Raw genomic sequence first — 25,574 nt, forward strand, 5'->3', positions numbered from 1 at the left:
ATGGCGAAGATCGCCCCGAAAACTGATGCCATGATTGAGGGGTTGACTGCCTTGATGGAGCGTCACGCTGACGCGCTTTCTAGCCAGTTGCAAGCACATCATTTGAAAGTTTTCCCGCCGACCTCCGAAAAGGGGATTAGGTCCTTCGGCCCGTCTGAAGCGTCCAAGTTGCTTGGCGTTGGGGAGTCTTATCTACGACAGATTGCTTCGGAAATGCCAGAGTTGAATGTCAGCATGAGCCCTGGGGGCCGGCGCATTTTCTCGATTGAAGATATCCACGTGATCCGCAAACATATGGACCAGATTGGTCGTGGAAACCGTCGCTATCTTCCGCATCGTCGAGACGGGGAGCAGCTTCAAGTCATTTCTGTGATGAATTTCAAAGGTGGCTCGGGCAAAACGACGACCGCTGCGCATTTGGCTCAATATCTCGCAATGCGTGGTTACCGAGTGCTTGCTATCGATCTCGATCCTCAGGCAAGCCTGTCTGCGCTCTTTGGCAGCCAACCGGAGACGGATGTTGGTCCAAACGAGACCCTCTATGGCGCCATCAGATATGATGATGAGCAAGTGCCGATCGAACAGGTCGTTAGAGGAACATATATTCCGGACCTTCATCTCATTCCCGGCAATCTCGAACTTATGGAATTTGAGCATGACACTCCCCGCGCCTTAATGAAGCGCAAGGAAGGCGACACGCTCTTCTATGGCCGCATCAGTCAAGCGATTGAAGACATTGCAGATAATTATGATGTCGTCGTCATCGATTGCCCTCCGCAACTCGGTTACCTCACGCTTTCAGCATTGACGGCTGCAACATCTATCCTTGTTACGGTTCACCCCCAGATGCTCGATGTGATGTCAATGAACCAGTTTCTGGCAATGACCTCGAACTTGTTGAGGGAAATTGAGAGCGCCGGCGCTGAGTTCAAGTTCAATTGGATGCGCTATCTTATCACTCGTTTCGAACCGAGTGATGGGCCACAAAATCAAATGGTTGGCTATCTCAGGTCTATTTTCGGTGAGAACGTCCTCAATTTTCCAATGCTCAAAACGACGGCTGTCTCAGACGCGGGCCTGACAAACCAAACTCTTTTTGAAGTGGAACGCGGTCAGTTTACCCGATCAACCTATGATCGCGCCTTGGAGGCTATGAACGCTGTCAATGATGAGATTGAATCTCTTATCAAAAAAGCATGGGGTAGAACCACATGAGCCGGAAGCACATCCTTGGCGTCTCGACGGATGCCCAAGACGCTAAGCCCTCTGACAACCGGGCAGGTAAAACGCGGTCAATGCCGCTTCTTGGGGTCGCCAGAAAGGAACGCGACCCGGCAACAAAGCTGACTGCGAATATCGGAAACGCACTGCGTGAGCAGAATGACCGGTTGAGTCGCGCTGAAGAGATAGAGCGGCGTCTTGCTGAAGGTCACGCGGTTATCGAGTTGGATGTCTCGACGGTAGATCCATCCTTCGTGCAGGACCGAATGCCTGGCGACATCGACGGACTTCTCGAATCGATTCGAGAGCAGGGCCAGCAAGTACCAATCCTCGTGCGCCCTCACCCGGATCAGCCGGGCCGATATCAGGTGGGTTTCGGTCACCGTCGGCTTCAGGCCGTTTCAGAATTAGGTCTTCCGGTCAAAGCGGTTGTTCGCGATTTGACGGACGAACAATTGGTCATTGCGCAGGGCCAGGAGAATAATGAACGCCAGGATCTCACCTTTATTGAGAAAGCACGTTTTGCACATCGCCTGAATAAGCAATTTTCACGCGAAATCGTTATTGCCGCGATGTCGATCGATAAGAGTAACCTGTCGAAGATGCTTTTGCTGGTCGACACCCTCCCCCCGGAGCTGATTGATGCAATCGGCCCCGCACCAGGGGTCGGACGACCAAGCTGGCAGCAACTAACGGAACTTATCGAAAAGGCCCCCTCGCCTTCTGACGTCTCGAAATACGCGCTATCGAATGAAGTGCAAGCGCTGCCATCTGCGGAGCGGTTCAAGGCGGTATTGGTCAGCCTTAAGCCTTCGCGGGTCTCTCGCGGACTTCCGGAGATTATGTCGACCCCTGATGGGGATCGATTGGCTCAGGTTTCGCAAAGCAAATCCAAATTGGAAATCACGATAGACAGAAAGGCGACGCCTGATTTCGCCGCCTTCGTCATTGATCACTTGCCTGCGCTTTATCAGGCGCACCGAGCACAGAACCAGAAGAAATAAGGAGAGTAGTCAGCAAAAGAAAAGAGCTCCCCCAACGTCGCCGTCGTGGAAGCCCTTCTGTCTCTCTAGCAAGAACAGAATCGCATTTCCTCGAATCCTCGTCAAGAGTTTTTGCGCCATTTTGGTGAGTGATTTTCTTTTGCCTGCTGAAGGGTAAAAGATGATGGAGACTGGAAATGTAACGACGCCCTTCGGGCGGCGGGGTATGACGCTTGCGCTGGTGCGTCGGCAGGTCGCCACAAGCGACATTAAGCCGGGCAAACGTGCGGATAAATGGAAAATATTCAGGGATGCCTCAGCCGCAATGGACTTGCTTGGGATACAATCCAACAGTCTTGCGGTTCTCGATGCCTTATTGAGCTTTTATCCGCAAAATGAACTGCGGCAGGATGCACAGCTTGTTGTTTTTCCCTCAAATTCTCAACTTGCTCTTCGGGCGCACGGCTTGGCCGGGGCGACTTTACGCCGGCATATTGCCGTGCTTGTCGATGCAGGCCTGATCGTTCGTAAAGATAGCGCCAATGGAAAACGCTACGCGCGTAAGGATAATGCCGGTCAAATCGAGCAGGCATTTGGCTTCGATTTATCCCCCCTTCTCGCGCGCTCAGAGGAGCTCGCGATGATGGCACAACAGGTGATGGCTGATCGCGCCACCTTTAGAAAAGCCAAGGAAAGCCTTACCATTTGCCGCCGAGATGTCCGCAAGCTGATCACGGCGGCGATCGAGGAGGGCGCGCAAGGTGACTGGCACGAGATCGAATGCGCTTATATCTCTCTCGTCGGCAAAATATCCAGAACCCCGGCTCTTTCTGAGGTCACATTGGTTTTAGATGAGATGAACAATCTTAAGAGAGACATCGTTAAGCGACTGGAAAATCAAATTAATTCAGAAAAAAACAGCGCCAATGCCGTTCAAATTGAGCGGCACATACAGAATTCAAATACCAACTACATAACTGAATTTGAACCTCCCTCTCGAAAAGAGCGAGAAGCAACTGAGGAGCAAAACAATCCGCCTAAAAGACTGCCGATAAAGTCATTTCCGCTTGGAATGGTTTTGAAGGCTTGCCCCTCGGTTTGCGATTACGGACCAGATGGAAAGATCGCAAATTGGCGTGACTTAATGACAGCTGCGGTGGTGGTTCGATCTATGTTGGGAGTAAGTCCGTCCGCCTATCAGGAAGCCTGCGAAACCATGGGTCAAGAGAATGCGGCAACCGCCATTGCATGTATTTTAGAGCGTGCAAATTTTATCAATTCGGCAGGAGGTTATCTGCGCGATCTAACCCGTCGGTCACAGCAGGGAGAATTTTCTCTCGGGCCTATGATGATGGCTTTGTTAAGGACCAACGGAGAAGCGGCTATGAAGACCGGGTAAAAAATTGAACGAATCCTCCAAAAGGAGGCGGATTGGAGTCAAAATGCGTGCAATTGAGCGGGTGATTTGGTGGTCAGCTGACCACCAACATAAGTAATTGAAAGAGAAAGGTTTTTTCAATGCCGTTTGGAAACCCAGATTGTGAGTGATCATTTACACGAAAAATGCGGATTGCGGTGAAATTGGTCGGTGTAAGCGGGATATTGGGCTTCTGCCTTGATCATCATAATAGAAAAAGAGTGCAGATTTTTTGCGGTATCTCTAATACATCCACACCACTATTCTGGCGGCGGGGCAAGACCTCAAAATAAGATCAGGCCTGCGGCATATACGCCAGGTAGTTATCTTGAATGGTGATGTGATCGGCCAAGTGCTTGGCATCATGCCAGACGCCCCAGATGAAACTGGAGGCGCGCCCGGAAAGTCCGGGAAGACCGAGGAAGTAGAGGCCTCTCTCAGAAGAGACGCCTCGATGATGTCTAGGGCGCCCCGCGTCATCGAAGGCCCGCACCTTCAACCAGCTATAGTCAGATCTGAAGCCGGTGGCCCAGATGATGGTGGTGATGCCTGCCGCGGTAAGATCCAGTTCGAGAATCGGATTAGTAATACAATCGGCCGTCGGACCAAGAATGCGGGCTTCCGGCTCTTGCGGAAGGTTGAGACCGTTCAATACAACGAAAGCATCCGCCTCGTCGAGCAGTGATAGATAGGTCTGGTCACCACGATCGAGATTGTTGGCAAGGTCTTCAGCAAATGATAATTTGCCGTTCTTAAAACTTTCGGTCATGCCAACCAGAACCATTCCTTGTGCTGCAAGCCGACGGAAGTCGATAGTTTCCCCGCCTCGCGCACCACTGACAGCGACCGTAACATGATTGCTTGTCTGCAATTCCTGCACCTGGGCATCCCATTTGCCGAGAACACCAAGCCACCAGGCGCAGTCATACCCGCGATAGGTGCGTGGAGGACGACCATGCGGACCAACCGAAAGATAAGTTTTGCGGCCCACTCGCATGAGTTCCTCCGCAATCTGCACTCCCGACGAGCCAGCGCCAATCACGAGAACGGCCCCCTCCCCGAGCTGGTGAGGATTGCGGTATTCGCTGGAATGTATCTGGTTGATATTGGCGGTCGGCGGAACGATTGGCGGGATATTCGGCAACTGGAACGGACCGGTCGCCACAACGACGTAGCGTGCTTCGATCAATCCGTTAGACGTCTCCACACGGAAGCCGGGGCGACCGTCCAGACGCTCGACTTGAGTTACCTCGGTTTCACAGCGTATTGGCGCGGTGTACTTTTTTGCATAGGCTTCAAAATAGTCTGCAACGCCTTCTTTGGGAACAAACGCATCGGCATTGCCGGGAAAGGTCAGGTTTGGAAAACGATCGTGCCAAGCCGGACCATTGGCGACCAGAGAATCCCAACGCATAGAACGCCAGCGCTCTGCTATCCGTCCTTTTTCAAGGACAAGGTGTGCCACATTGTTCCTGGTCAGATGCTCACTCATAGCGATGCCCGCCTGGCCACCGCCGACGACGAGTGCATGTATTTTTTCGACAGGCATTGTTTCGTCCTTTCTATAAATTGAAGTGTGTGCTGGCCGCTGGAGTGCGGTGTTGCCGAGAGCCGAAGCATTGGTGGCAGGGCCAACGAGGATTCTTATTGCTGTGGCTGTAGGAATAAATTTGGCTGCATTGTTCGTTTTTCTCAGTCGTCGGGCATCTCATTAAGTCGGCATCCCTCGCCCCTGCGGATGCTCGCCAAGGCAGGCTCCATCTCTTCTTTGGACGTTAGCTGTTTACGAATAGTCAGCCGATGCGGGCTATCTACAACTCTATGATGATAGTGGACCGAAATCTCAATCTGGTAGAAGCTCTTAGGTTGGTATGAGCGGTATACAAAGAGAGGAAATTTTTGGCGAGATTAACAACGCAGTAGAAGACGAGGGGAGGAGAAGTCTGCGCGCCGGTGAGCAGCCGATGCTTACGTAAGTTCGCAATGGCCAATTGCAAGGAACTTGAGAAGGGGCCTTGGGAAAAACAGTGGCTTTAGGATTCCCTTAAATCGATCTCTGCTAAATTTGCTGGGTATTCTGTCCGATCGTTGCGCAAGATGAGCTGATGATATTGAACCACCAGTTTGGCAATCGTAAAAATAGTTTTGATTTGGACGCTGCAGCCGCGCTGGATGAAGCTTGGGACCTCGCTTGCAAGGGGCGTTCCGTTCGCGCATTTTCTTTAGCAAATTCAGTTTTGGCTTCGGCAGAACAGCGCGGTGATCAAGGTCTTATAGCGGGCAGTTCTCAGCAATGTGCCTGGTATTGCTTTCAACTTGGTGAGACAGAGACGGGGCTAGTATACGTAGAGAAAGCAATTTCTCTGTGGAAGTCCCTTGAAGAGCCAGTGCTTGAGGCACAAGCTCTTAGTATCGGTGCTTGGCTGCATCTGGAACTCGGTAATCTAGAGCAGGCTGTCGAGTTTGCCGCAGAAGCACTCAACATTGCCGACCAAAGCCGTAATCTCCGATCTCGGTCTTTGGCTATAAATGTGATTGGCGTGATATTCTGGATGACGCGTCAACCATCTCTCGCTGTTGACTATTGCAGTCGTGCCGTGGAGCTAGCCCGAGAGGCATACGATATTACATTCGAATGTTGGTGGTTGATTAATCTCGGTGGAGCGCATGCAGAGGATGCTTATCTCGCTCAGGAAGCCGATAATCAAAAATTCGAAACGTCGATTAGCAGCGCAATAGATATTACGAAACAAGCGCTCAGCCTCGCTCAATCACTTAAAGACGCCTGGGCCGAGAGGTTGTGTATCGCAAATTTAGCAGAGTATTTTAATGCGGTTGAGGCTTTTTCCGCCGCCGAAATGTTATTGGAGCGGTACCGTGACATTCCGGGAGACGATTATGTTCGCGGTGAGGGGCATTATCTGGTTACACTGGGAAGCACGCTCGTTTCGTTAAAGCGCTACGAAGAGGCATTGGTGCCACTTGAGCAGGCCCACTTGCTTGCCGGGGAAAATTTCAATCTTGAGACCTTACTGCATGCCTGTCTGTCTCTTTCAAAGGCTCATGAGTATCTTGGAGCATTCGAGTCTGCGCTGGATTTTCATAAAAAGTATCACAAGCTCCATCAGCAGTTCACTGCGGAGCGGATCCAGCAAAATGCCCGTATGGCGGAGATCCGTTATGAAACGAAAAAACTCAAAGCAATGCTTGATACAGAGGCAGAGCGCTCCGCAGAAATTGCCCGGTCATTAGAGGCCCTGCAACAGCAAACCAGTGTCCTGACCGAAGCGGCGAATACGGACCCGTTGACAGGACTTTCCAATCGGCGGCATTTGGAGACGATAATATCTGACATTAATACTCAAAGCGCGAGTTATGCGCTGGCGATCCTTGATGTCGATCACTTCAAGAAAATCAATGATACGTTTTCCCATATTATTGGTGATCGTGTGCTTGTGCAAATCGGGACACTGGTCAAAGTTGTTGTTCGTGAAACAGATATCGCAGTTCGCTTCGGTGGCGAAGAGTTCGTCATACTTATGACGGACCTAACACCCGCCCACGCGGAAAGGGTTTCCGAAAGACTGCGAATGACAATTACCAACTTTGACTGGTCCGAAATTGCCGATGGGCTGAATGTGTCCGTCAGTATCGGAGTGGCAATGTCAGACGATGCAGTCGACGCCGAAGCGGTTTTGCAACTGGCGGATCGGCGCCTTTATTGGGCAAAGCAGACCGGTAGAAATAGAGTTGTTTGTTTTCTGCCGTCTGGAAATCGGTTTGAACAAACGACCAGCGCGATTACGGATTGAGGAAGCGATCCGATTCTGCGGACTGCCTCTTAGCCTTCTCGACGTTGCTTTTCTCTTGCCATGAATCTCCGCTTCCGCCGGAGTGAAAATGCGTACGGAATGCCGTACAAAACCGGCCATGGCGCACTCGATTTTATGTCATCAATAACCGAAACCGCTAATCCGCTATCATGCAAGTCTAAAAGCTCGGGGTGTGGCGCGGAAAGGGATTTCGACGCCATGAGCGGGGATAAACCATTATGATCTTCGGTCGTGATGGGACTATGCCGAGGTGCATTTTGACAGGTGGCAGAATTGGACCAGCAGTCGCAATTGCAATGCAAAATCCTGGTGAAACAATTGGTCTGAATCGGGTTCGTGGCCGAAAAATCCTATTTTCACGGGCTAAACATTGTGATCAGCAATTCACGGGATGCGAATTTTCTGGTTCAAACGAACAAAATCAAAGCCCCGCAGCTTTGGTCAAATTGATCCTGAAACGATCCCTTCTCCGCTGGTACCTGCGGGTCATCTCGGCTGAGGCATGACCGAGTTGCTTCTGGATATAGCGTTCGTCGACTTCGGCGGAGGAGGCGAGACCGGCGCGCAGGGAATGGCCGGAGAATTTGAAGGCGCGTTCAATCTCGCTGAGATCGCCACGAACCCCGGCAGCCATGGCAGCCCGTTTCACCAGCCTTGCCACTTCCTTATCGTTCAAACGGTTTGGTCCAATGGACTTGCCTTGTCCTGTGACGCGGCGGAAAAGGGGGCCATGGGCAAGTCTGGCAAAGGTGATCCAGCTTTCGACAGCGACCACCGGGCAGGTGGTATCGGAGGATCCGCGGCCGATTTCGACCTCGCGCCAGCCCGTCTTGCCGCGCAGGGTGACGAGCATGCCTTTGTCGAATAGTTCGATCCAGCCGCGCCCGTCTTCGGTTTGGTCAGGTTTGATGTCGAGACCGACAATTTCGGACCGCCGCAGACCACCGGCATAACCGATCAGCAGCATGGCCCGATCGCGCAAACCTCTCAGCGTTCCCCGATCGAGTGTCTCGATCATCGCGATGATATCCTCGGCCAACACCGCTTCCTTCTGCACGGGCGGGCGGGCGTGGCTGTTTCGAATACCAGCCATGACGGTGGCGATATGCCGATCCTTGCGGTCGAGCGTGAGTCCGCGTTGCGCGTAGTTCCAAGACAATGAGGAGAGGCGACGCTCAACGGTCGAAACCGCGTTTGTCTTGGTGCCACGCGTCGGTGTTCCAACGGCATTGCCTGAGGCGCAGGCGGCGATATAGAGGCCAACGGTCTGCGGGTCCGGGGGGAGGGGGCCCAAATTCAACCGTCGGCACCAAGTGCTAAAATGTTTCCAGTCGCAGGCATAGGCTTTACGCGTGTTGGCAGAACGTGCCGCCTCCACATAATCGCGGGCGCGGCTCGCCAGGCTGTTGAGATGGGCCGGTGTCTGGTCCGCACCAACAGGAGAGGGGAGGGGGCTGTCGTGCGACACCTGCGGCGTGCAAACATCACCCCCAGCCGCCGTGCTGAGAGACGGCGCAGAGCTCTCCTTGAGGTGAATTTCGCTGTTCTGCTCGATGATGTGGGTCATTTCTCTATAATGACAAATATGTCCGATAATGCAAGATTATAGGATGTTTTCATCCTACGACATACTGTGCGGTTTTAAACAAAAATTCTGGCGTAAACTGCGCATACAATGTATCCTCATCCGTATGGATTCACTTGCGCCAACTCCACCTCCTGTCTCGACGTGGTCGCCCCACCTGCCAGCCTGGACCTTGTTGCGCACGCACGACATTGCCGAATCCGACGCCGCGTTTTCTGCTGGTATCGCTCTGAAATCGCTTGATGATCTGCTCCGCACCAATCTGCTCTGACTCGGCTGCTGGCGCGATCACCTTGCCCTGACATCGGCCACGGTCGCTGCGAAAATGCTCGGCTGTCGCGAGGACGAACACGCCATCCGGGACGCGGTTTTGCTCAGGGCATTCGGTGACGATCCGGGACCGGCTGGAAAGCTGTTTTTGGCCACGCGATTGTTGTCGCGCGGATCAGGGTCCATCACCACAGCGGGCACCGTAAAGTTAAAGAACTACGGCCAAAGCTGGCACTCGCCGCTTCCTCTCACGCAGCCTGCAGGCGCGCGAACTCACTCCACATTTGCATGGCTGCGGTTCTCAGTTCACGGTGATGGTGGGACAGGATATCGTGGCGTGGAATGTGGAAGAGATTTGCGACCGGGTCATGGATGGAGACGAAACGCTGGAGATGTCGAGCTGATTTGAAGCCCTTCATGATGCGCTCTCGCCGTCGTGTCGGTTGATGTGAATTCTCCGCCCGGTTATTCAATCCCTTGTGTGAACGGTGTTCGACGCCGGGCATGATGTCGCGTTTGGCCGCGCCGTAGGATCCGAGTTTGTCGATCATCATCACTCTCGGTGCTTGACCCTGTCCTTTCAGAAGCTTTCGTATCAGACGTTTGGCGGCCTTGGTATTAGGGCGGCTCTGCACCAGCACATCGAGAACGAAGCCATCCTGATCGACGGCTCGCCACAGCCAGTGCTTCTTGCCGCCTATGGAGATGACGACTTCATCGAGATACCATTTGTCGCCAAGCTTTCCGGCTGAACGCCGCCGGATTTCATTGGCAAAGTGGCGACCGAATTTCTCGGCCCAAAGGCGGACTGTCTGGTGCGAGACAATAATCCCGCGCGCCGCCAGTAAGTCTTCGACCATCCGCAAGCTGAGCGGGAAACGAAGATAAAGCCAGACGACATGAGCAATCACTTCAGCTGGGAACCGGTGGCGGCGATAAAGGGGATCACGAACGGTTTGGGTCATGTCGCAAAAATCGCACACGCCAATCGCCGCGGGGTTAACGTTACGATGCCTGCGTTCGGCCTTAGCGTGTTTGTGAGGACAGACCTTGTTCCAGCCCCGAGATGCTATGTGGCCAAATGATGGGTGAGAATACAGCGCGCTTCAGGAGTGCCATCGCAGACATCATAAGCGGTTCCTGCCGATCAACTGCATCATCGCGACGGCAGTTAATCTGAGAATTTTCCCGGGCAGGTTCTCACGTTAAATGCCAAACCGGCTAGAAGCACCCGCATTCTCACGGTTCACTGCCAACCGACAACTCTTGGTGATTTTGGCAAACAATTCCAACTACGCCTTGGCCACGCTGCGCCTGTAGGCCTCGAAAGTGATCGCCATAATTAAGATGATAGGTACGGTCGCAGAAAATGCGGTCGTTACCCCGAACCGATCGGACAAAGCGCCCAGAGCAAAAGACGCGACCTGCCCCCCGAGAGTCAGAGAGACAACCATCAGCATAGACAGAGCAGCACCGGATGAAGGATTATGATCCATAGCGCGCCCCAGGAAGATTGGAAAAAGACCCCCGATGCCGGCGCCGAGGATAACATTTCCAAGCAACATCAAGGGCGCATTGGCTGCTATAATGACAATCGTTTCTCCGACAAGGGCAAGCAAAAGCATCGTTCTTTGAATGGCTACGGATCGCACAGCGCCATCGAACCAGATGACGAAGACTCTGGAGGCGATCATGCCAGCGGTAAAGGCCGACAAGCCGAACCGTGCCAGGTCCTGCGGCAATCCTTCTTCCAGCGCGTAGGTTACGAACCAAACATTTTGTGTCCACTCGGTCGCGCCGAGGGCAAAACTGGCGATGGCGAGCGAAACGAGACTGGCGAGAGGTAAGATGTTGAGACCGGTGCGAGCATCCATCGTACTATCAGCACGTTCATGGAACACTTCTGCATTTCGACCAAGGAGTTGAAGAGCGAATAACCCGGTTATCAACGTGAAGCCAAAGGTGAGGAGCAAATAGAAGCTCTGCCAACTTATTTTCCAAGAAAGAACCGCCACGATTAAGAGCGGTGCAGCCATGTTGCCAACACTGAAAACAACGTCGAGGACCGCCAGCGCCGATGACCGACGATCGACAAAGAGTTCACCAAACAGTGTATGAGACGCCGTAAAGATCGCGCCGCCACACAGACCCAGTGCAAGATAAATTGCATAAAAAAGACTTGGCACTGTGGCTGTAAACTGTAGCAACGAGAAGACGGCGGTCAGAGCTGAAAGGAGCGTCAGAACAATGATCGTACCGTAGGCTCTGAGGAGGCGTTCAGCGGCGAAGGACCCGACGCTGAATCCGATCGACCAGATTACGAAGACCATGCCCGCCATGAAGGGCGATAGCGAAAAGGTCTCCATGGCATTAGGGAGAAGTGCGCCAATAGAGACGCCCAGCATACCCCAGAAGAAAAATGATATGCTGGCCGATACTCCAAGCAGTAAACGATTATTGGTCAAAGTGAATTACCGTCTTGAGATGAGGAGTTGTGTAATATTCGGCGAAGAACTGAATGACCTCCTGCGGACGCCAAAAGGACATATGGTTCGTCATCATCCAGCCCGGATCGATAATCCGTCGGAGCAACAGTTCCTTTGCGGTCTTCATGACGAATGCCGTCTTGTACATCGGAAAATGGTCAACGTCGAAAGCGGCCGAGGCAAGCGTAATGCCCTTCGCTAGCAGCAACCATGTATCGAATTGCTGGAGCGTCTGGGACGCACCATAGAGTACATATTTGGAACCCGGCTTGGCAGCCCGCATCGCCGCGCGACGAGGGCATGAGTCTGCTTCTATGTTGACCAAAGGCGGTAGAGCGTCAAACACATAATCAAATGCATCGTCATCCGACTCTCGTAACTCTTCTGCAGAACCGAATACGAAATTTGCATACTGGCTTCGCGCAATTTCCTGGCGTGCCTGATTGCGTTCAAGAATAGCAACCGACTTCGTTGCATAGAGGGTCTGCAATATAGCGCCGGCGATCGCACCGCACGGTCCACCGCCAAGAACTAACACTCGGTTTCCAACGGCGGGTGGATGGGTAAGGATCGATCTCAAGACCGCTGTAATCGGCTCGATCAGGGGCGCATCACTGTCCGAGATCTCGTCTGGAAGCGTAATCGCCGCCGCCCGTTCATCATCTTTGAAAAAGCGGCCTGTCTTGAAAGGTGATGATCGCAGATCTCCGGCGAAAAGGGGACGCAAAGCCCGGTATTCTGCCATCCCGCCGAAATCTGTTTGGCCGAAATAAGCAAGGCGTTGTCCTTGGAGGGAGGACGGGCATTCGGGACCGACATCAACGACGATACCGCTATATTCGTGGCCAAGGATCACCGGGTAGTCCTCGGCAAGGAGATTGCCATGATAATGCGAGATGTCAGTAGAACAAATCGAGACGGCCGATGTCTTAAGCAGAACGCCATCTACAGGGGTCTCTGGCACTTGGCGCTGTGAGATCGAGAGCCGATTAGGGCCGTTGAGTTCGATGACTTGCATAGTAGTTGACATTGAGGAACTCCTTTTTGGGAAAAAATTTCCTTGGATGTCCATCATGTGTGCGATCTCTCTTGGATCGCTTCTAGTGCAGTTCAATATCTGGGGAGATGGGTGCAGCCTAGGAGATTTCAAGCCCCAGGTAATCAACTTTTGATAGACTGTCGAATAACCCGCTGTAGTTGAATATCATTTTCAGATGAACGGCTATGCTTCAAGGCGATTTCGGCTGGGGGACGACCTCCACCAGAGGAGCACAATTGACGTCTAGCTCTTCAAGGATCCACCATGCACTAGGTGTTTGGTCCCAACATATGGAGGGGCAATGCCTTAGCGTAACCAACAGACTGCAGGCTTTTGTTTTAGAATATATTTTTCTATCGGGGTCATTGGTTCGGTTCCCATCAAGGCGAGACAACTCGGGCTGAACGAGGCGTGGACGAATCCACGCCTCATGTTGCTTAGGCTTCGATAACACAGCCGAGCCGCGTGAGAGACGCGTCGACCCAGGCGCGGTCGTTCTTCCCGAGCTTAATGTTTTCCATCTGCTTTATTTCTGCCGCGTGCTTCTTCGATGCGGCTTCGAATACAGTCTCGACCGAGGACAGCGGGACCGACAGAAGGCCATCAGCGTCGCCGCAGATGAGGTCGCCCGGCTCGATGACCATGCCGTTGATGGCGATAGGCACGTTCACTTCGCCCGGGCCATCCTTGTAGGGGCCGCGGTGGGTGACACCTGCTGCAAAGACGGGGAATGATCCGGCCAGCAGTTCTTCGCTGTCGCGGATGGCGCCGAAAATAACGATGCCGCCGAGACCGCGCTGCGCTGCATGCGCAACCATCAATTCGCCGATGATCGCATTGCTGAGGTCACCACCAGCATCAACGACGACGATGTCACCGGGCTCGGCAATGTCGAGTGCCTTGTGGACCATCAGGTTGTCGCCGGGGCGCGCTTTGACCGTCACGGCGGCGCCCACCATTCTCGGGCCCGTATAGAACGGGCGCAACGGCGCGCCGCCCGCTGTCATACGGGACATGACATCGCTCACATTGGCGACAGGCAGAGTTCTGAATTTCTCCACCCATTCCGCGCAGACATTTTGCTTACGCTTGCATACTCTGAAACCCAACATTTCGATTCCTCCGTTTTCAAATTTGGTGGTTTAGTTCTGGGCGAGGTTCTGGTTGGCGAGTGCCCGACGATCAAAGGGCGCGCCGGTGAGGACATCGACGATGTGCTGCGCGCTCTGTAGCGCCATGTTCCTCAGCGCTGATCGGCTTGCCCCGCCCACGTGAGGGGTGGCGATCAGGTTTGGCAGCGCCCAGAACGGGTGATCGGCAGCCGGTGGTTCCTGCTCGAAACTGTCGAGTGCCGCACCTGCGATGCTGCCGTCCTTCAGTGCATCCAGAAGAGCCGCCTCATCGATGACGGCGCCGCGCGACGTGTTGACGATGAAGGCCGTGGATTTCATCACCTTCAGCCGCTCGGCATTGATGAGGTGATGGGTCTGCGGTGTCAGCGGGCAATGCAGGCTGACGATATCGCTTTGCGCGAGGATGTCCGACAGGTCGCGGCTCACGCGCGTGCCATCTGCGTCCTCCGCAAACGGGTCGTATGCGATGGTTTCCATACCGAGGCCTTGCGCAAGTTTCGCCGTCCTGCGCCCGATCTCGCCAAAACCGATAATGCCGAAGCAGGCGCCCGCGAGGTCGCGTCCGACATATTTTGTCTTCGGCCAAGCGCCGCCCTTCACGGTGTCGCTCAGGCTGCCGATGTCTTTCATCAGCGTCACGGACAGGGTGATCGCAAGTTCTGCGACCGACTGTGCGTTAGCGGCGAGGGCGCGCAGAACCGGGATGTTGTGGGAAGTGGCGGCGTCGAGATCGATATTGTCCACGCCGCTGCCGTGTTTTGCGATCACTCGAAGACGGGAGGAGGAAGCGATGACCTGATCGTTTATCTGGCCTTGTCTGACGAGGATCGCATCAACCGCGTGTGTTTTGGTGATCTCAGCGAGATTTTCCGAGCCGCTGTAGCCATCCGCATAAACGATCTCGATTGCATGTCGTTTAAGAAGTTCTGTTGCTTCAGGTGCCAATTCCGCCCCAGTCACAAGAACTTTGAGACCTCTCGCAATCGCCGTTGATAGGTTTGCAGCAGCTTCCGCTGCATTGATTTTGTTCACTAAACCCTCCCGAACTCCGGTGCGTCGCCTGACAGGTAAGCGACGGTTGACGAATCCTTATTATCGGTTATTGTACTAGATGAAAAGATGTTGTACCTAGTACAACATCTTTTTGAGGGAGGTTTGATCCAATGCCAGGCAATTCTTCAGGTGTCGCAGCTGTTGAACGCGCTGTTTCGATGCTGGAAGCTTTTACCGATGTCGACTATTCGTTGACGCTCGGAGAGCTTGCGCGTCGCACGGAACTCGACAAATCCACGGTGTTGCGCATCGCGCGCTCGCTTGCGAAATCCTCCATGCTTGTTCGTAATGATGATGCCAGCTGGCGGCTAGGGCCGAAGCTCGTGCGTCTCGGCGGGCTGTATCAATCCACGTTCAAGTCATCTGCGATCGTTGAGCCTTTGCTTGCCCAGATCAGCGATGAGAGCGGCGAGAGCGCTGCGGTTTACGTGAAAGAGGGCGTTGTCCGCGTCTGCCTTCATAGGCACGATTCCACACAATCGATCCGCCACTCGGCGCGTGTTGGCGATGCGATGCCGCTCGATCGCGGGGCGCCCGGGCGTGTCATTCTGGCTTTCACCGGTTCCAGCGGAAAGCTCTATGACGATATTCGCGCGAAGGGGTTTCATGTCACCATCGGCGAGCGCGACCCACAGGTCGCGAGCGTCGCCGTCCCGGTCTACCGCGACGGACAAGCCCTCTTTGGCTCTTTGGCTTTGACCGGCCCGCCATCACGTTTCAACGAAGAGGCCGTGTCGAAAAATCTCGAAATTCTCCGCGTTGCCGCGCGCAAGCTCAGCGCTGCGCTTGGAGGAGACCCCGGCTAGTTCCAGAGCGGGTGCCGGGCCCGCATAGCGTTCCTTGGGAGGAGCATATCGATGAATATGATGAGAACAGCGATCTTGGCGGCCAGCAGTTTGCTTGCAACGATTGGCTCGGCCCATGCCGAGTGGCCGAAGGATCGACCCATTCAGATGATCGTTGCTTTCGCGCCGGGCGGGAGCACAGACGTCATGGCGCGTGCCATGCAGCCCTATCTTGAAAAGGAACTGGGCGCAGACATCGTCATCGAAAACCGCCCCGGCGCATCGGGCGAAATCGCCTATACGGCGTTGGCAAAGGCCAAGCCGGATGGCTACACCTTCTCCTACATCAACACGCCCGGTTTCTTGTCCATGCAGGTGCAGAGAAAACTCGGCTATGATCCAAAGACCATCAAGCCGATTGCCCGTATCGTAGACGACCCGGCGGCTATCGTCGTTCCTGCGGCGTCAGAAATCAAAACCATCGCGCAATTCATCGAAGCAGCGAAGGCAAAGCCCGGTGCGGTTTCGTTCGGCTCATCCGGCATCGGCACGGATGATCACCTTGCCATCATCATTCTCGGCGCTGAAGCCGGCACCAAGATCACGCATATTCCGTTCAACGGTGCTGGCGAAACCCGCACCGCGATCCTTGGCGCACAGGTGACCGGCGGCGGTCTCAACGTTAGCGAGTTCGGCGGAAACGATACGTCCGGCCTGCGGATGATCAATACCTTCGGCAAGGAGCGCTCGCCTGAGCTTCCAGACGTGCCGACAGCCATCGAATCCGGTTTCAATGTCGAGATGACATCCGAGCGCGGCATCGCTGCTCCCCGCGAAGTGCCGGCTGAAATCGCCGACCGTTTCGCTGCCGCCGTCAAGGCAACGCTGGATAACCCTGAGTTCCAGAAGCAGGCCAAGCAGATGGCGCTGCCACTGGCTTATCTCAGCGGTCCTGACTGGGAAAAGGAAATGCCAACGCGTCTCGCTCGCTTCCAGAAGATCTGGGACACTACTCCTTGGGTGCAGCAATGAGCGTTAAGCCTGTAGCAAACGGTCGGGACTTTCCCGATATTCTTGCGGGTGGCGTACTGATATTTCTGGGAGCGCTTGGCCTTTGGGCCGGGCGCGACCTGACATACGGCACTCCGGCAATGATGGGCCCCGGTTTCCTTCCGAAGTCCCTCTGCGCCATCATCGCGCTCATCGGCGTGATCGTCCTTATCAAGGCACTTTCCAAGCCGCATGAGTCACTGGATGCGGTTAACCCCAAGCCGTTGCTTATTCTGGTCGCCGCCATCGCAGGATTTGCGTTTGCAGCCGAACGCTTCGGCTTTGTCGCTGCAACCATCTGGCTTCTGGTTGTGGGAAGCCTTGCCGATCCGGAATCGCGCTGGAAGGAGATTTTCATCTCGACCGCAGTGCTGACGACGCTCGGCGCGCTTCTCTTCGTTTACGGACTTGGCGTCCAGATGCCGATTTGGCCCTTCTGACGACCTTTCCTGATTTGATCGGATTATTTCGATGGCTTTTCTCGACGTCCTTATGCTCGGATTCTCCGAGGCTCTGACACCAACCAACTTAATGTTTTGTTTCATCGGCGCGCTTCTGGGAACCCTGATCGGCGTCTTGCCGGGTATCGGCCCGACCGCAACCGTGGCGATTCTTCTGCCGGTGACGTTCTTCCTGCCGCCGCTTGGGGCTTTGATCATGCTGGCCGGCATTTTCTACGGCGCGCAATATGGTGGCTCGACAACGGCCATTCTGGTCAATCTTCCCGGTGAAGCCTCGGCGGTGGTAACCGCGATCGACGGGTACCAAATGGCACGAAAGGGCAGGGCGGGTGCCGCCTTGGCCATTGCAGCGCTTGGCTCCTTCTTCGCGGGCACGGTCGCAACGATCGCGCTGGCAGTTGCCGGACCGACGCTGTCTGCCTTCGCACTGTCCTTCGGACCGGCCGAGTATGTAGCGCTATGTATCTTCGGTCTGCTCGCGGCCACCATTCTCGCCCATGGTTCTGTCGTGAAAGCCATCGGCATGGTCTGCCTCGGTCTCGTGCTCGGCATGGTTGGCATTGACGTCAACAGCGGCTCGGCTCGCATGACGTTCGGCTCGACCGACCTTTATGATGGCATCGATTTCGTCGTGATAGCGGTCGGTCTGTTCGGTATCGCGGAAATTGCCACCAATCTCGAATCCAAGGAAATCCGCGGCGTTCTGCAAAGCAAGATCGGTCGGCTGTGGCCGACGCGGGAGGAATTCAAGGACAGCTGGGCCGCAGTTCTGCGCGGCACCGGCGTTGGAACGATCCTCGGCGTTCTCCCGGGTGGCGGCGCGACGTTGAGCGCCTTCAGCGCCTATTCCGTCGAAAAGCGCATTTCGAAGACGCCGGAGAAATTCGGTCACGGTGCGATTGCAGGTGTTGCCGGACCGGAGGCTGCGAACAATGCCGGTGCGCAGGCATCGTTCATTCCGCTTCTGACGCTGGGCATCCCCTCGAATTCGATCATGGCCATGATGCTGGGCGCGATGACGATCCACGGCATCACCCCCGGCCCATCGGTCATCCAGAACCAGCCGGAACTGTTCTGGGGTCTGGTCGCATCGATGTGGCTCGGCAACGCCATGCTGCTCGTCATCAATCTGCCGCTGATCGGACTGTGGGTGAAGCTGCTGCAGATTCCGTACCGCCTGATGTATCCGGCTATTTTGCTGTTCTGCTGCGTGGGTGTTTACAGCGTCAGCAATCGTGGCTTCGACGTGGCACTGGTCATCCTCTTCGGTATCCTTGGATACGTCCTGCGGAAGGCAAAATGCGAGCCGGGTCCTCTGCTTCTCGGCTTCGTTCTAGGCCCGCTTCTGGAAACAAACCTGCGCCGTGCGATGCTCTTGTCGCAGGGTGACTGGCTGGTTTTCTTCGAGCGACCGATCAGCGCCGTCCTCCTGGTCATCACGGCCGTGATGCTGCTGACGCTGATCCTTCCCACCATTCGCAAGAACAGAAAAGCCGCGTTCGAAGCGAGCGAAGACTGACAGAAAAGGGCGCCGAGAGGTGCCCTTTTTCACTGTCTTCGAGGCAAATCAAAAGGCCCCCTCGGTGGTCATCGGTGAAGGCTGAAAATCATGGTTTCCGCTCCTTTTGCTTCGGCGGGGCATCGCTTGCGCGATGTCCTGTCTCTTGATGATTTTGAGGTTCTGGCGAAACGTCATTTGCCGGGGCCGCTCTTTGGATACATTGCCGAGGCAAGCGAGACCAATGCCTCGTTGCGCATGAATACCGAGGCGTTCAGGGACATAAGCCTCACGCCACGGGTTCTCAGAAACGTTTCGACCAGAACCACAAAGACAATCTTGTTCGGCGAGGAATGGAGCGCACCGTTTGGGATCGCGCCGATGGGTATAAGCGCCCTGATGGCCTATCGCGGCGATCTCGTTCTTGCCAAGGCTGCGCAGGATGCCGGGATTGCCATGATCATGAGCGGCTCATCCCTGATACGGTTGGAGGAGATCATCGAAGCTGCACCTCGATCATGGTTTCAAGCCTATCTACCGGGCGAGCCGGACCGGATCGATGGATTGATAGATCGCGTGGCTTCGGCAGGCTACAAAACTCTTGTTCTGACGGTGGATACCGCCGTACTGGCCAATCGCGAAAACAATATCCGCGCTGGCTTCTCGACACCTCTTCGGCCAAGCCTTCGTCTTGCCTGGCAGGGAATGACCCATCCGGCATGGACGATTGGGACTTTCGCACGAACGATACTCACTCACGGCATCCCCCATTTCGAGAATTCGTATGCGACACGCGGCGCGCCGATCATTGCGTCGAACGTCATGCGAGACTTCGGCAAGAAGGATCATCTGAGCTGGGACCATTTCAGCCGTATCAGGCAAAGATGGACGGGGAACCTGGTCGTGAAGGGGATACTTCATCCCGAAGATGCAGCCATGGCCGCAGAGCGAGGGGCAGATGGTATCATCGTGTCCAACCATGGCGGCAGACAACTTGATGGCGCTATAGCCCCGATGAAAGCTCTGCCTGCGATAGTGGATAGAGTAGGATCAGACACGGTCGTCATGATCGATGGTGGTATTCGTCGGGGGACAGATATGGTAAAAGCCCTCGCGATTGGTGCAAAATTTGTGTTCGTAGGCAGGCCGTTCCTCTACGCCGCGGCGGTAGGTTCAAAAGCGGGTGTCGCGAAAGCCGCCAGCATTCTTTCAGATGAATTGCATAGGGATATGGGGCTGTTGGGTGTGACAGAAATTATTGAGCTTCCATCAATTCTTACTCGCATCTGAAATTTCGTTCCGTCGCCAAAACTGGAAAATGCAACGTCATTGGCTGCAACGAACGAATGCATCAGCATGATGATTGCTCGAGCTTTCGTACCGTGCTTTTGAGAGCGGTGACCAGGCACTTGTCGTTCGTCAGTTTGCACATGGCGAATACAGCCGGAGCGAGTTTCAAGCCGAGCGTATATCGGCTCGCGTAGATCTTGTCTCGCTCGTAATCATTCTGGGAAGCCTGCGCCCAAAAAGGCTTAAAAATAGACCCCTACGGCACACAAAAAAACTAAGCCTGTGACACGCAAAGATAAAACCAACCCACATCGAAGGTTCGATTCCCATCAAGGTGAAGACGACTGTCAGGCAGTTGGCCCGAAGCTCTCCGCGGTTTACGCTCAATGACGGCTTCTTCATGCCAACAGAAGACATTGTCTCAGCCGATGATCGTTTCCACAAAGTCGGCAAACGCCCGCGCCTTGGCGCTGGCCAGGCGTCCCGTCGGAAATACGGCCCATAGATCGATGTCGGGAAGCTTCCAATCCTCCAAAACGCGTACCACTTCGCCATTCTGCAGTTCCGGCCAGAACATCCAGTCCGATGTTACAGCGAGTCCCATGTCGGCTTTTACAGCCGCGCGGATGCCCTCGGCGGCCGTGAAACGAACGCGTCCCGATACGGCGACCGAGGCTTCAGTTGCATGTTTGCGGAAAGTCCAGCTATTTCCGAGCTGGGTTTAGACCACGGCGTGATGCGCTGTGATACCCGCCGGCACCTGCGGGATGCCGTGCTGCTCGAGATAGGCGGGCTTCGCTACCACAGACCGGCGGCCGGTGGCGATCTTGCGTGCGATCGCGGCACTGTCGGCGAGTTCTCCCATGCGCAACGCGATGTCGATGATCGAGACGATGCACCGTGCCACTGCCGAGCTGATCACGGCGAGTTCATCTTTCAGAAGGGCAACAACTGGCCAACGACCACTTGGACGTTGCCGCATCTCGCCTGGATCAAGCGTCACGACAACGACAGCTGGACGAAGATGCGCCACTTTCTGCTGTCGAAAGACCACATCGTCTATCGCTTGACCGGTCGTTTGACCTCAGACCCCGCAGCAGCAGTTTCCGCATTGCTTTATGACGTGCACGAGGAAAAATGGTCACCCGAAATCTGCTCACTGATCGGGCTGCCTTTGGAAGTCTTGCCTGAAGTGCTGCCGATCGGAGCGAAAATCGGTACGGTTGGTGCCGAGGGAGCCGAGATTCTCGGGCTCTCCCAAGACACCATTTGTTGAGTTTCAGCAGGATTTAACCCGTTTTTCCATTTCGCGTTAGCCCACCAGATCCAGTTTAGTGAATTGTCCTACAACAATTTTATTCGGCGTGAGTGGATCACGGCGAAACGGAAAAATGGATCAAACTCACACGAAAATTAACACACAGCAGGCCAGAAAGGTGATGCACCACAGGCCAACGCTCTGGTTGAAGAGCTTCCCGCCGAGGCCGTCATGGCGGATACCGCCTACGACAGTGACCGACTGCGCAAAACTATCGCCGAGAAGGGAGCGAAAGCCGTCATTCCAAACACCCCCGCTCGCGCAAAGAAATATCCACTCGACAAGCAACTCTACGCGCAGCGCCATCTGGTCGAGTGTTGCTTTTCAAAGCTCAAACAATTTCGGCGTATTGCCACCAGATACGAGAAAACAGCCCGGAACTATCGAGCCATGGTCGCTCTCGCAGCGACAATATTGTGGCTTAAATAACTGTCCACAATTCCTAGGATTGCCGGTGCCATTCTATACCGTCGTTGCCCGACATCCTCTGACAAACTCCGGATTTCTTTGTTTTGTCGTGTTTCCGGGTTCAGGCGCGTTGCATGAACAATCCAAAGGGGAGAGTTATCTCGCCCAAAGCCTGTTTCCTGCAACGCTGCCCCTCTTTCGCATGCTCTCGTTGATATCCGCAGAGCCGTAGAAAATATCAGGCCCCCGGCATGCGCAAAATTGCCTTCAGCGTCACACCGCTTTCGCTGTCTTTTACCGCCTGATTAATGTCGCCAAGAGGATAGAACTTGACCAATTTATCAAAGGGGAAGCGTCCCTGACGGTGAAGCTCTACCAGTTGCGGAATAAAGATTTTTGGCACACTGTCGCCTTCCACAATGCCGCGAATGCTGCGCCCGTTGAGCAGCAGGGTGTTGACATCAAACTCGGCCTTGGTGCCAAGCTTTGGCGCACCAACAACACCAATTATTCCCAACAGGCCAAGTGTTTCAATGCCTTGCGCCAGAACCTCAGGACGCCCTGTGGATTCGAGCGCAAAATTGACGCCCGTTCCGGTGATGTCTCTAATGGCCTCGACCATATCCTGTTCGCGGCTGTTGACCACATGGGTCGCGCCGAGTTCCAGGGCTAGCTGAAGGCGCGATGGCACCACATCAACGGCGATAATGGTGGTGGCACCCACAATCCGCGCGGCCATAATGGCGCTGAGGCCGACAGCTCCTGCACCAAAGCTGACAAAGCTTGATCCCGCTGTGACCTTCAGCGCGTTGATCACCGCACCGGCACCCGTCTGGATGCCGCAGCCAAGCGGGCCGAGAAGATCAAGTGGCGCGTCCTTCGACACTTTTACCGTATTGTTCTCTTCTGCGAGCGCATAGGTGGCGAAAGAAGACTGCGCGAAAAAGTGGTCGTGCAACGGTTTTCCGTACGCATCGCGGATGGCCGTGTCGCCATTGGCATCGGTTCCACCAAAGTTGCGTCCATAGAAATGGGTGCAATAGGCCCCCTGGCCCTCGGTGCAACTGTTGCAATGGCCGCAGGCCCCATAGGTCAGCACCACATGGTCGCCCGGATGGATGGTTTTAACGTTTGGCCCGACCTTTTCGACAATGCCGGAGCCTTCATGGCCCAGCACCGCAGGCAGTGGCACGGGATAATATTGGTCACGCACAATGAGATCGGTGTGGCACAGGCCGGTGGCAACAACCCGCACCAGAACTTCGCTTCCCTTTGGGTCGCGAATATCACCCTTTTCAATGGTAAAGGCGGCCCCTTGGGCGCGGGTGACGGCGGCGGTGATTTCGGTGCATTGAAGTCTCAGGTTCATAATAGTCTCCTCCCATAACAATAAACAACCTATCAAAGTGGATAGGCAGGCGCATCAGCCTTGATGGTGACCCACTGCCATTGTGTGAACTCCTCCCAATTCGCAGGCCCGCCGATGCTGGTACCGTTACCCGATGCGCCAACGCCACCGAAGGGGTTGATCACTTCATCATTCACCGTTGCATCATTGATATGCAGCAGGCCAACATTGAGCCGCTCGCCAATGGCCAGTGCCCGACCAATGGAGCGTGACACGATGGCACCCGACAGGCCGTAATCGGTATCATTGGCAAGCGCTATGGCGTCTTCGTCCTTATCAAACACCGTCACCACGGAGACCGGGCCGAAGATTTCCTCATGGAAGGCCGGATTATCGCGGCTCACGCCTGCAAGAACTGTGGGTTGGAAATACAGCCCGTCATGGCCTCCGCCTGTGACCACTTCAGCACCACTGGCAACAGCGGCGTCAACGATCCGCGCCGCATGATCAAGCTGGGCTTGATTGATCAAGGGTCCAAGCGCCACTTGGCCGCTGGCGGGATCGCCAAACGGCATGGATTTGGCATGATCCGCCAGCTTGCTGATAAATTCTTTTGCGATGCCGGACTGCACCAAAATACGACCTGCCGACATGCAGATCTGCCCTTGATGGAGATAGGTGCTCCACACCGCATTTTTAACGGCAAGATCCAGATCGGCGTCGTCCAAAACAATGAAGGAGTTTTTGCCGCCAAGCTCCAGCGATACTTTTTTGAGATTGCGGCCTGCGGCCTCACCAACTTTGCGGCCTGCCGCGGTTGATCCGGTAAACTGGATCATGCCAATATCGGGCGCATCACACAGAGCGGCCCCGGCGGCGCCATCGCCGGGCAATACCGACAGAATCCCGGCTGGCAGGCCTGCTTCTTCAAACAGACGTGCTATCACATGGCCACCGCAAATCGCTGTGCGTGGATCGGGCTTTAAAACCACGCCATTGCCCACAGCGAGCGCAGGGGCAACCGCGCGCATGGCCAAATAGAGTGGAAAATTAAACGGCGAAATCACCCCGATAACGCCAATTGCGCGACGGCGCGCAAGGTTGAGACGGCCCGGCTGGGTCGGCAAAACTTGTCCCGCTGCTTGCGATGGCATGGCAGACGCCTCATACAGAGCCTTGATCGTCAGGGCGACCTCAAAGCCCGCCTTGGCCGCGATTGAGCCGGATTCGCGCACGATCCAGTCAACAATCTCGTCGCGATTGTTGTCTGCAATGCGGGCGGCATTGCGCAATATTTCGGCGCGTTGTTCATAGGGTGTTGCAGCCCATGTTGGTTGGAGCTTGCGGGCCGTGGCCGCCGCCTCAATAATGTCTTGCGCGGTTGCCATGGCAACTTTGCCGAGTGTTTTGCCGGTTGCCGTCTCAACACTGTCTTGCGCCTTGCTCAAGCTTTTCCAGCTGCCGTCAAAGGCAACACCTTTCAGATGCTCAAGCGTGATGAAGGGCGTGGATGAGGTCATTGCGGTTTACTCCCTATGAATTTGCAGAATGATTTCGACGCACGAAAACGGAAATCATCACGGATTGTGGCTCAAGAGGACAGGAAGGCGATGATGGCTGCGTTGAATGCATCCGTCGCTTCGACATTGATAATATGCCGACCGGGCAGAGACACATGCTGTCCGTGCTGCACACCATCGGCGATGGCTTGGAGATCGGCGGGTGGGCAAACGGAATCATCATTGCCAGAAATTGCCAACAGCGGGTTGGTGATCTTGCCAAGCTGATCTGTGAGGTCGGCATCTGCAAGCGCTGCACAGCAGCCAATGTAGGCATCCGCGGAAACCGCAACCAAGCGGGTCAGAATGTCTTGCACAATCGCGGGCTTGGCTGTGGTGAAGGCCGGGCTAAACCAGCGCTCTGCGGTGCCAGCGGTGATATGGCCAAGGCCATTTTCCTGCACCAGTTTAATACGGGCGTTCCAGCCCTCAGCAGTGCCAATTTTGGCAGCGGTGGCACAAACAATGATCTTGCCCAACCGTTCCCTTGCGTGAATGCCAAGCCATTGGCCGGTGAGCCCACCAATCGACAGGCCGCAAAAATCGGTGCGCTCAATAGCAAGTGCATCGAGCAAAGCAATCACGTCTCCACCAAGATCGCTTAGTGCATAAGGCGACGGTGGCGCGCTGGACAATCCATGTCCCCGGCGATCATAGCGCAAAATGCAATACTGCTCCGATAGCGCTTTAACTTGCGCATCCCAAGCGTGAAGATCGGTTCCCAATGAGTTGCAAAAGGTGAGCCAGGGCTTATCCCCTGGCGCACCATCAATGCGGTAATGAAGGCGATATCCCGGTCGCTCAAGAAAGGTCATGATCCGTATTCCTTTGGTTTTG

Annotated in this window: 20 protein-coding genes and 3 pseudogenes; 12 read left to right on the top strand and 11 right to left on the bottom strand. The window is 54.9% G+C overall.

What is annotated here, in order from left to right:
• The 3 genes from repA to repC all read left to right on the top strand — a co-directional run bounded on the left by repA (position 1) and on the right by repC (position 3,603).
• Entirely contained in the window at positions 1-1,215 is a 1,215-nt protein-coding gene (repA, locus tag AVCG78_RS22015) for a plasmid partitioning protein RepA (protein ID WP_071205490.1), read from the top strand.
• Positions 1,212-2,225 carry a plasmid partitioning protein RepB gene (gene repB / locus AVCG78_RS22020; RefSeq protein WP_071202273.1) on the top strand — a complete coding sequence of 338 codons (1,014 nt, stop codon included), beginning with the start codon at positions 1,212-1,214 and terminating at the stop codon, positions 2,223-2,225. The genes repA and repB overlap by 4 nt, the downstream gene beginning before the upstream one ends.
• Before the next feature lie 163 nt (positions 2,226-2,388).
• A complete protein-coding gene (gene repC, locus AVCG78_RS22025) occupies positions 2,389-3,603 on the top strand; it encodes a plasmid replication protein RepC (RefSeq protein WP_071202301.1) in 1,215 nt (404 codons plus the stop codon).
• Positions 3,604-3,916: 313 nt separating this feature from the next.
• Here the strand turns inward: repC and AVCG78_RS22030 are convergent, their stop codons facing one another.
• Positions 3,917-5,170, bottom strand: coding sequence for a flavin-containing monooxygenase (locus tag AVCG78_RS22030; RefSeq protein ID WP_071205483.1), 1,254 nt, complete (start codon positions 5,168-5,170; stop codon positions 3,917-3,919).
• Between the two features lie 556 nt (positions 5,171-5,726).
• Between AVCG78_RS22030 and AVCG78_RS22035 the strand changes: the two genes are divergently transcribed.
• Positions 5,727-7,433: a tetratricopeptide repeat-containing diguanylate cyclase gene (locus tag AVCG78_RS22035; RefSeq protein ID WP_071202275.1), complete on the top strand. Its 1,707-nt coding sequence runs from the start codon at positions 5,727-5,729 to the stop codon at positions 7,431-7,433.
• A gap of 442 nt (positions 7,434-7,875) precedes the next feature.
• Here the strand turns inward: AVCG78_RS22035 and AVCG78_RS22040 are convergent, their stop codons facing one another.
• Positions 7,876-9,021 carry a site-specific integrase gene (locus AVCG78_RS22040; protein ID WP_071202276.1) on the bottom strand — a complete coding sequence of 382 codons (1,146 nt, stop codon included), beginning with the start codon at positions 9,019-9,021 and terminating at the stop codon, positions 7,876-7,878.
• A 124-nt stretch (positions 9,022-9,145) separates the two neighbouring features.
• Between AVCG78_RS22040 and AVCG78_RS22045 the strand changes: the two are divergent.
• A pseudogene (locus tag AVCG78_RS22045) lies at positions 9,146-9,487 on the top strand (DUF1403 family protein); the annotation flags it as partial.
• Between the two features lie 70 nt (positions 9,488-9,557).
• Here AVCG78_RS22045 and AVCG78_RS22050 read toward each other — a convergent pair.
• The 5 genes from AVCG78_RS22050 to AVCG78_RS22070 all read right to left on the bottom strand — a co-directional run bounded on the left by AVCG78_RS22050 (position 9,558) and on the right by AVCG78_RS22070 (position 14,999).
• On the bottom strand, positions 9,558-10,274 hold the full coding sequence (locus tag AVCG78_RS22050) for an IS6 family transposase (protein ID WP_071202277.1): 717 nt from the start codon (positions 10,272-10,274) through the stop codon (positions 9,558-9,560).
• A gap of 327 nt (positions 10,275-10,601) precedes the next feature.
• The gene (locus tag AVCG78_RS22055) at positions 10,602-11,774 is read right to left on the bottom strand and encodes an MFS transporter (protein WP_234665180.1); all 1,173 of its coding nucleotides are present in this window, start codon (positions 11,772-11,774) and stop codon (positions 10,602-10,604) included.
• Positions 11,764-12,870: a zinc-dependent alcohol dehydrogenase gene (locus AVCG78_RS22060; RefSeq protein ID WP_234665181.1), complete on the bottom strand. Its 1,107-nt coding sequence runs from the start codon at positions 12,868-12,870 to the stop codon at positions 11,764-11,766. Before AVCG78_RS22060 ends, AVCG78_RS22055 begins: the two co-directional genes overlap by 11 nt.
• A 401-nt stretch (positions 12,871-13,271) precedes the next feature.
• Complete coding sequence (locus AVCG78_RS22065; protein WP_015918248.1) at positions 13,272-13,946, bottom strand: RraA family protein; 675 nt, start codon at positions 13,944-13,946, stop codon at positions 13,272-13,274.
• Between the two features lie 30 nt (positions 13,947-13,976).
• Entirely contained in the window at positions 13,977-14,999 is a 1,023-nt protein-coding gene (locus AVCG78_RS22070; RefSeq protein WP_234796100.1) for a hydroxyacid dehydrogenase, read from the bottom strand.
• 131 nt (positions 15,000-15,130) lie between these two features.
• Here AVCG78_RS22070 and AVCG78_RS22075 point away from each other — a divergent pair, with 131 nt between their 5' ends.
• The 5 genes from AVCG78_RS22075 to AVCG78_RS22095 all read left to right on the top strand — a co-directional run bounded on the left by AVCG78_RS22075 (position 15,131) and on the right by AVCG78_RS22095 (position 20,104).
• On the top strand, positions 15,131-15,826 hold the full coding sequence (locus AVCG78_RS22075; protein WP_015918250.1) for an IclR family transcriptional regulator: 696 nt from the start codon (positions 15,131-15,133) through the stop codon (positions 15,824-15,826).
• A 51-nt stretch (positions 15,827-15,877) separates the two neighbouring features.
• Positions 15,878-16,837: a tripartite tricarboxylate transporter substrate binding protein gene (locus tag AVCG78_RS22080; RefSeq protein ID WP_015918251.1), complete on the top strand. Its 960-nt coding sequence runs from the start codon at positions 15,878-15,880 to the stop codon at positions 16,835-16,837.
• On the top strand, positions 16,834-17,295 hold the full coding sequence (locus AVCG78_RS22085) for a tripartite tricarboxylate transporter TctB family protein (RefSeq protein ID WP_015918252.1): 462 nt from the start codon (positions 16,834-16,836) through the stop codon (positions 17,293-17,295). Before AVCG78_RS22080 ends, AVCG78_RS22085 begins: the two co-directional genes overlap by 4 nt.
• A 31-nt stretch (positions 17,296-17,326) precedes the next feature.
• Positions 17,327-18,835 carry a tripartite tricarboxylate transporter permease gene (locus AVCG78_RS22090; protein ID WP_071202280.1) on the top strand — a complete coding sequence of 503 codons (1,509 nt, stop codon included), beginning with the start codon at positions 17,327-17,329 and terminating at the stop codon, positions 18,833-18,835.
• 90 nt (positions 18,836-18,925) lie between these two features.
• Positions 18,926-20,104, top strand: a complete 1,179-nt coding sequence (locus tag AVCG78_RS22095) for an alpha-hydroxy acid oxidase (RefSeq protein WP_071202281.1) — start codon at positions 18,926-18,928, stop codon at positions 20,102-20,104.
• A gap of 421 nt (positions 20,105-20,525) precedes the next feature.
• On the opposite strand, the pseudogene AVCG78_RS22100 reads toward AVCG78_RS22095, so the two are convergent.
• A pseudogene (locus tag AVCG78_RS22100) lies at positions 20,526-20,987 on the bottom strand (substrate binding domain-containing protein); the annotation flags it as partial.
• Here AVCG78_RS22100 and AVCG78_RS22105 point away from each other — a divergent pair.
• Positions 20,877-21,380, top strand: a complete 504-nt coding sequence (locus AVCG78_RS22105) for an FGGY family carbohydrate kinase (RefSeq protein ID WP_081355212.1) — start codon at positions 20,877-20,879, stop codon at positions 21,378-21,380. The pseudogene AVCG78_RS22100 and the gene AVCG78_RS22105 sit on opposite strands and share 111 nt — an antisense overlap.
• Positions 21,381-21,524: 144 nt before the next feature.
• Positions 21,525-21,851: pseudogene (locus AVCG78_RS22110) on the top strand (IS5 family transposase); the annotation flags it as partial.
• Between the two features lie 217 nt (positions 21,852-22,068).
• Here the strand turns inward: AVCG78_RS22110 and AVCG78_RS22115 are convergent.
• The 3 genes from AVCG78_RS22115 to pcaD all read right to left on the bottom strand — a co-directional run bounded on the left by AVCG78_RS22115 (position 22,069) and on the right by pcaD (position 25,552).
• On the bottom strand, positions 22,069-23,199 hold the full coding sequence (locus AVCG78_RS22115) for an NAD(P)-dependent alcohol dehydrogenase (RefSeq protein WP_071202284.1): 1,131 nt from the start codon (positions 23,197-23,199) through the stop codon (positions 22,069-22,071).
• 32 nt (positions 23,200-23,231) lie between these two features.
• Entirely contained in the window at positions 23,232-24,698 is a 1,467-nt protein-coding gene (locus tag AVCG78_RS22120) for a benzaldehyde dehydrogenase (RefSeq protein ID WP_071202285.1), read from the bottom strand.
• 71 nt (positions 24,699-24,769) lie between these two features.
• On the bottom strand, positions 24,770-25,552 hold the full coding sequence (gene pcaD, locus AVCG78_RS22125; protein ID WP_071202286.1) for a 3-oxoadipate enol-lactonase: 783 nt from the start codon (positions 25,550-25,552) through the stop codon (positions 24,770-24,772).
• Positions 25,553-25,574: the final 22 nt, after the last annotated feature.

Source organism: Gillisella vitis (genome assembly GCF_021559775.1).
In the GTDB taxonomy this organism is placed as follows: Bacteria; Pseudomonadota; Alphaproteobacteria; order Rhizobiales; family Rhizobiaceae; genus Allorhizobium; species Allorhizobium ampelinum.

Excerpts from the sequence above, each read along its gene's own strand:
- AVCG78_RS22035 (WP_071202275.1), top strand. The coding sequence starts at position 5,727 with ATGATATTGAACCACCAGTTTGGCAATCGTAAAAATAGTTTTGATTTG.
- repC (WP_071202301.1), top strand. The coding sequence starts at position 2,389 with ATGGAGACTGGAAATGTAACGACGCCCTTCGGGCGGCGGGGTATGACG.
- AVCG78_RS22115 (WP_071202284.1), bottom strand. The coding sequence starts at position 23,199 with ATGAACCTGAGACTTCAATGCACCGAAATCACCGCCGCCGTCACCCGC.
- pcaD (WP_071202286.1), bottom strand. The coding sequence starts at position 25,552 with ATGACCTTTCTTGAGCGACCGGGATATCGCCTTCATTACCGCATTGAT.
- repA (WP_071205490.1), top strand. The coding sequence starts at position 1 with ATGGCGAAGATCGCCCCGAAAACTGATGCCATGATTGAGGGGTTGACT.
- AVCG78_RS22090 (WP_071202280.1), top strand. The coding sequence starts at position 17,327 with ATGGCTTTTCTCGACGTCCTTATGCTCGGATTCTCCGAGGCTCTGACA.
- AVCG78_RS22095 (WP_071202281.1), top strand. The coding sequence starts at position 18,926 with ATGGTTTCCGCTCCTTTTGCTTCGGCGGGGCATCGCTTGCGCGATGTC.
- AVCG78_RS22050 (WP_071202277.1), bottom strand. The coding sequence starts at position 10,274 with ATGACCCAAACCGTTCGTGATCCCCTTTATCGCCGCCACCGGTTCCCA.
- AVCG78_RS22080 (WP_015918251.1), top strand. The coding sequence starts at position 15,878 with ATGAATATGATGAGAACAGCGATCTTGGCGGCCAGCAGTTTGCTTGCA.
- AVCG78_RS22030 (WP_071205483.1), bottom strand. The coding sequence starts at position 5,170 with ATGCCTGTCGAAAAAATACATGCACTCGTCGTCGGCGGTGGCCAGGCG.
- repB (WP_071202273.1), top strand. The coding sequence starts at position 1,212 with ATGAGCCGGAAGCACATCCTTGGCGTCTCGACGGATGCCCAAGACGCT.
- AVCG78_RS22040 (WP_071202276.1), bottom strand. The coding sequence starts at position 9,021 with ATGACCCACATCATCGAGCAGAACAGCGAAATTCACCTCAAGGAGAGC.
- AVCG78_RS22120 (WP_071202285.1), bottom strand. The coding sequence starts at position 24,698 with ATGACCTCATCCACGCCCTTCATCACGCTTGAGCATCTGAAAGGTGTT.
- AVCG78_RS22075 (WP_015918250.1), top strand. The coding sequence starts at position 15,131 with ATGCCAGGCAATTCTTCAGGTGTCGCAGCTGTTGAACGCGCTGTTTCG.
- AVCG78_RS22060 (WP_234665181.1), bottom strand. The coding sequence starts at position 12,870 with ATGATGGACATCCAAGGAAATTTTTTCCCAAAAAGGAGTTCCTCAATG.
- AVCG78_RS22065 (WP_015918248.1), bottom strand. The coding sequence starts at position 13,946 with ATGTTGGGTTTCAGAGTATGCAAGCGTAAGCAAAATGTCTGCGCGGAA.
- AVCG78_RS22085 (WP_015918252.1), top strand. The coding sequence starts at position 16,834 with ATGAGCGTTAAGCCTGTAGCAAACGGTCGGGACTTTCCCGATATTCTT.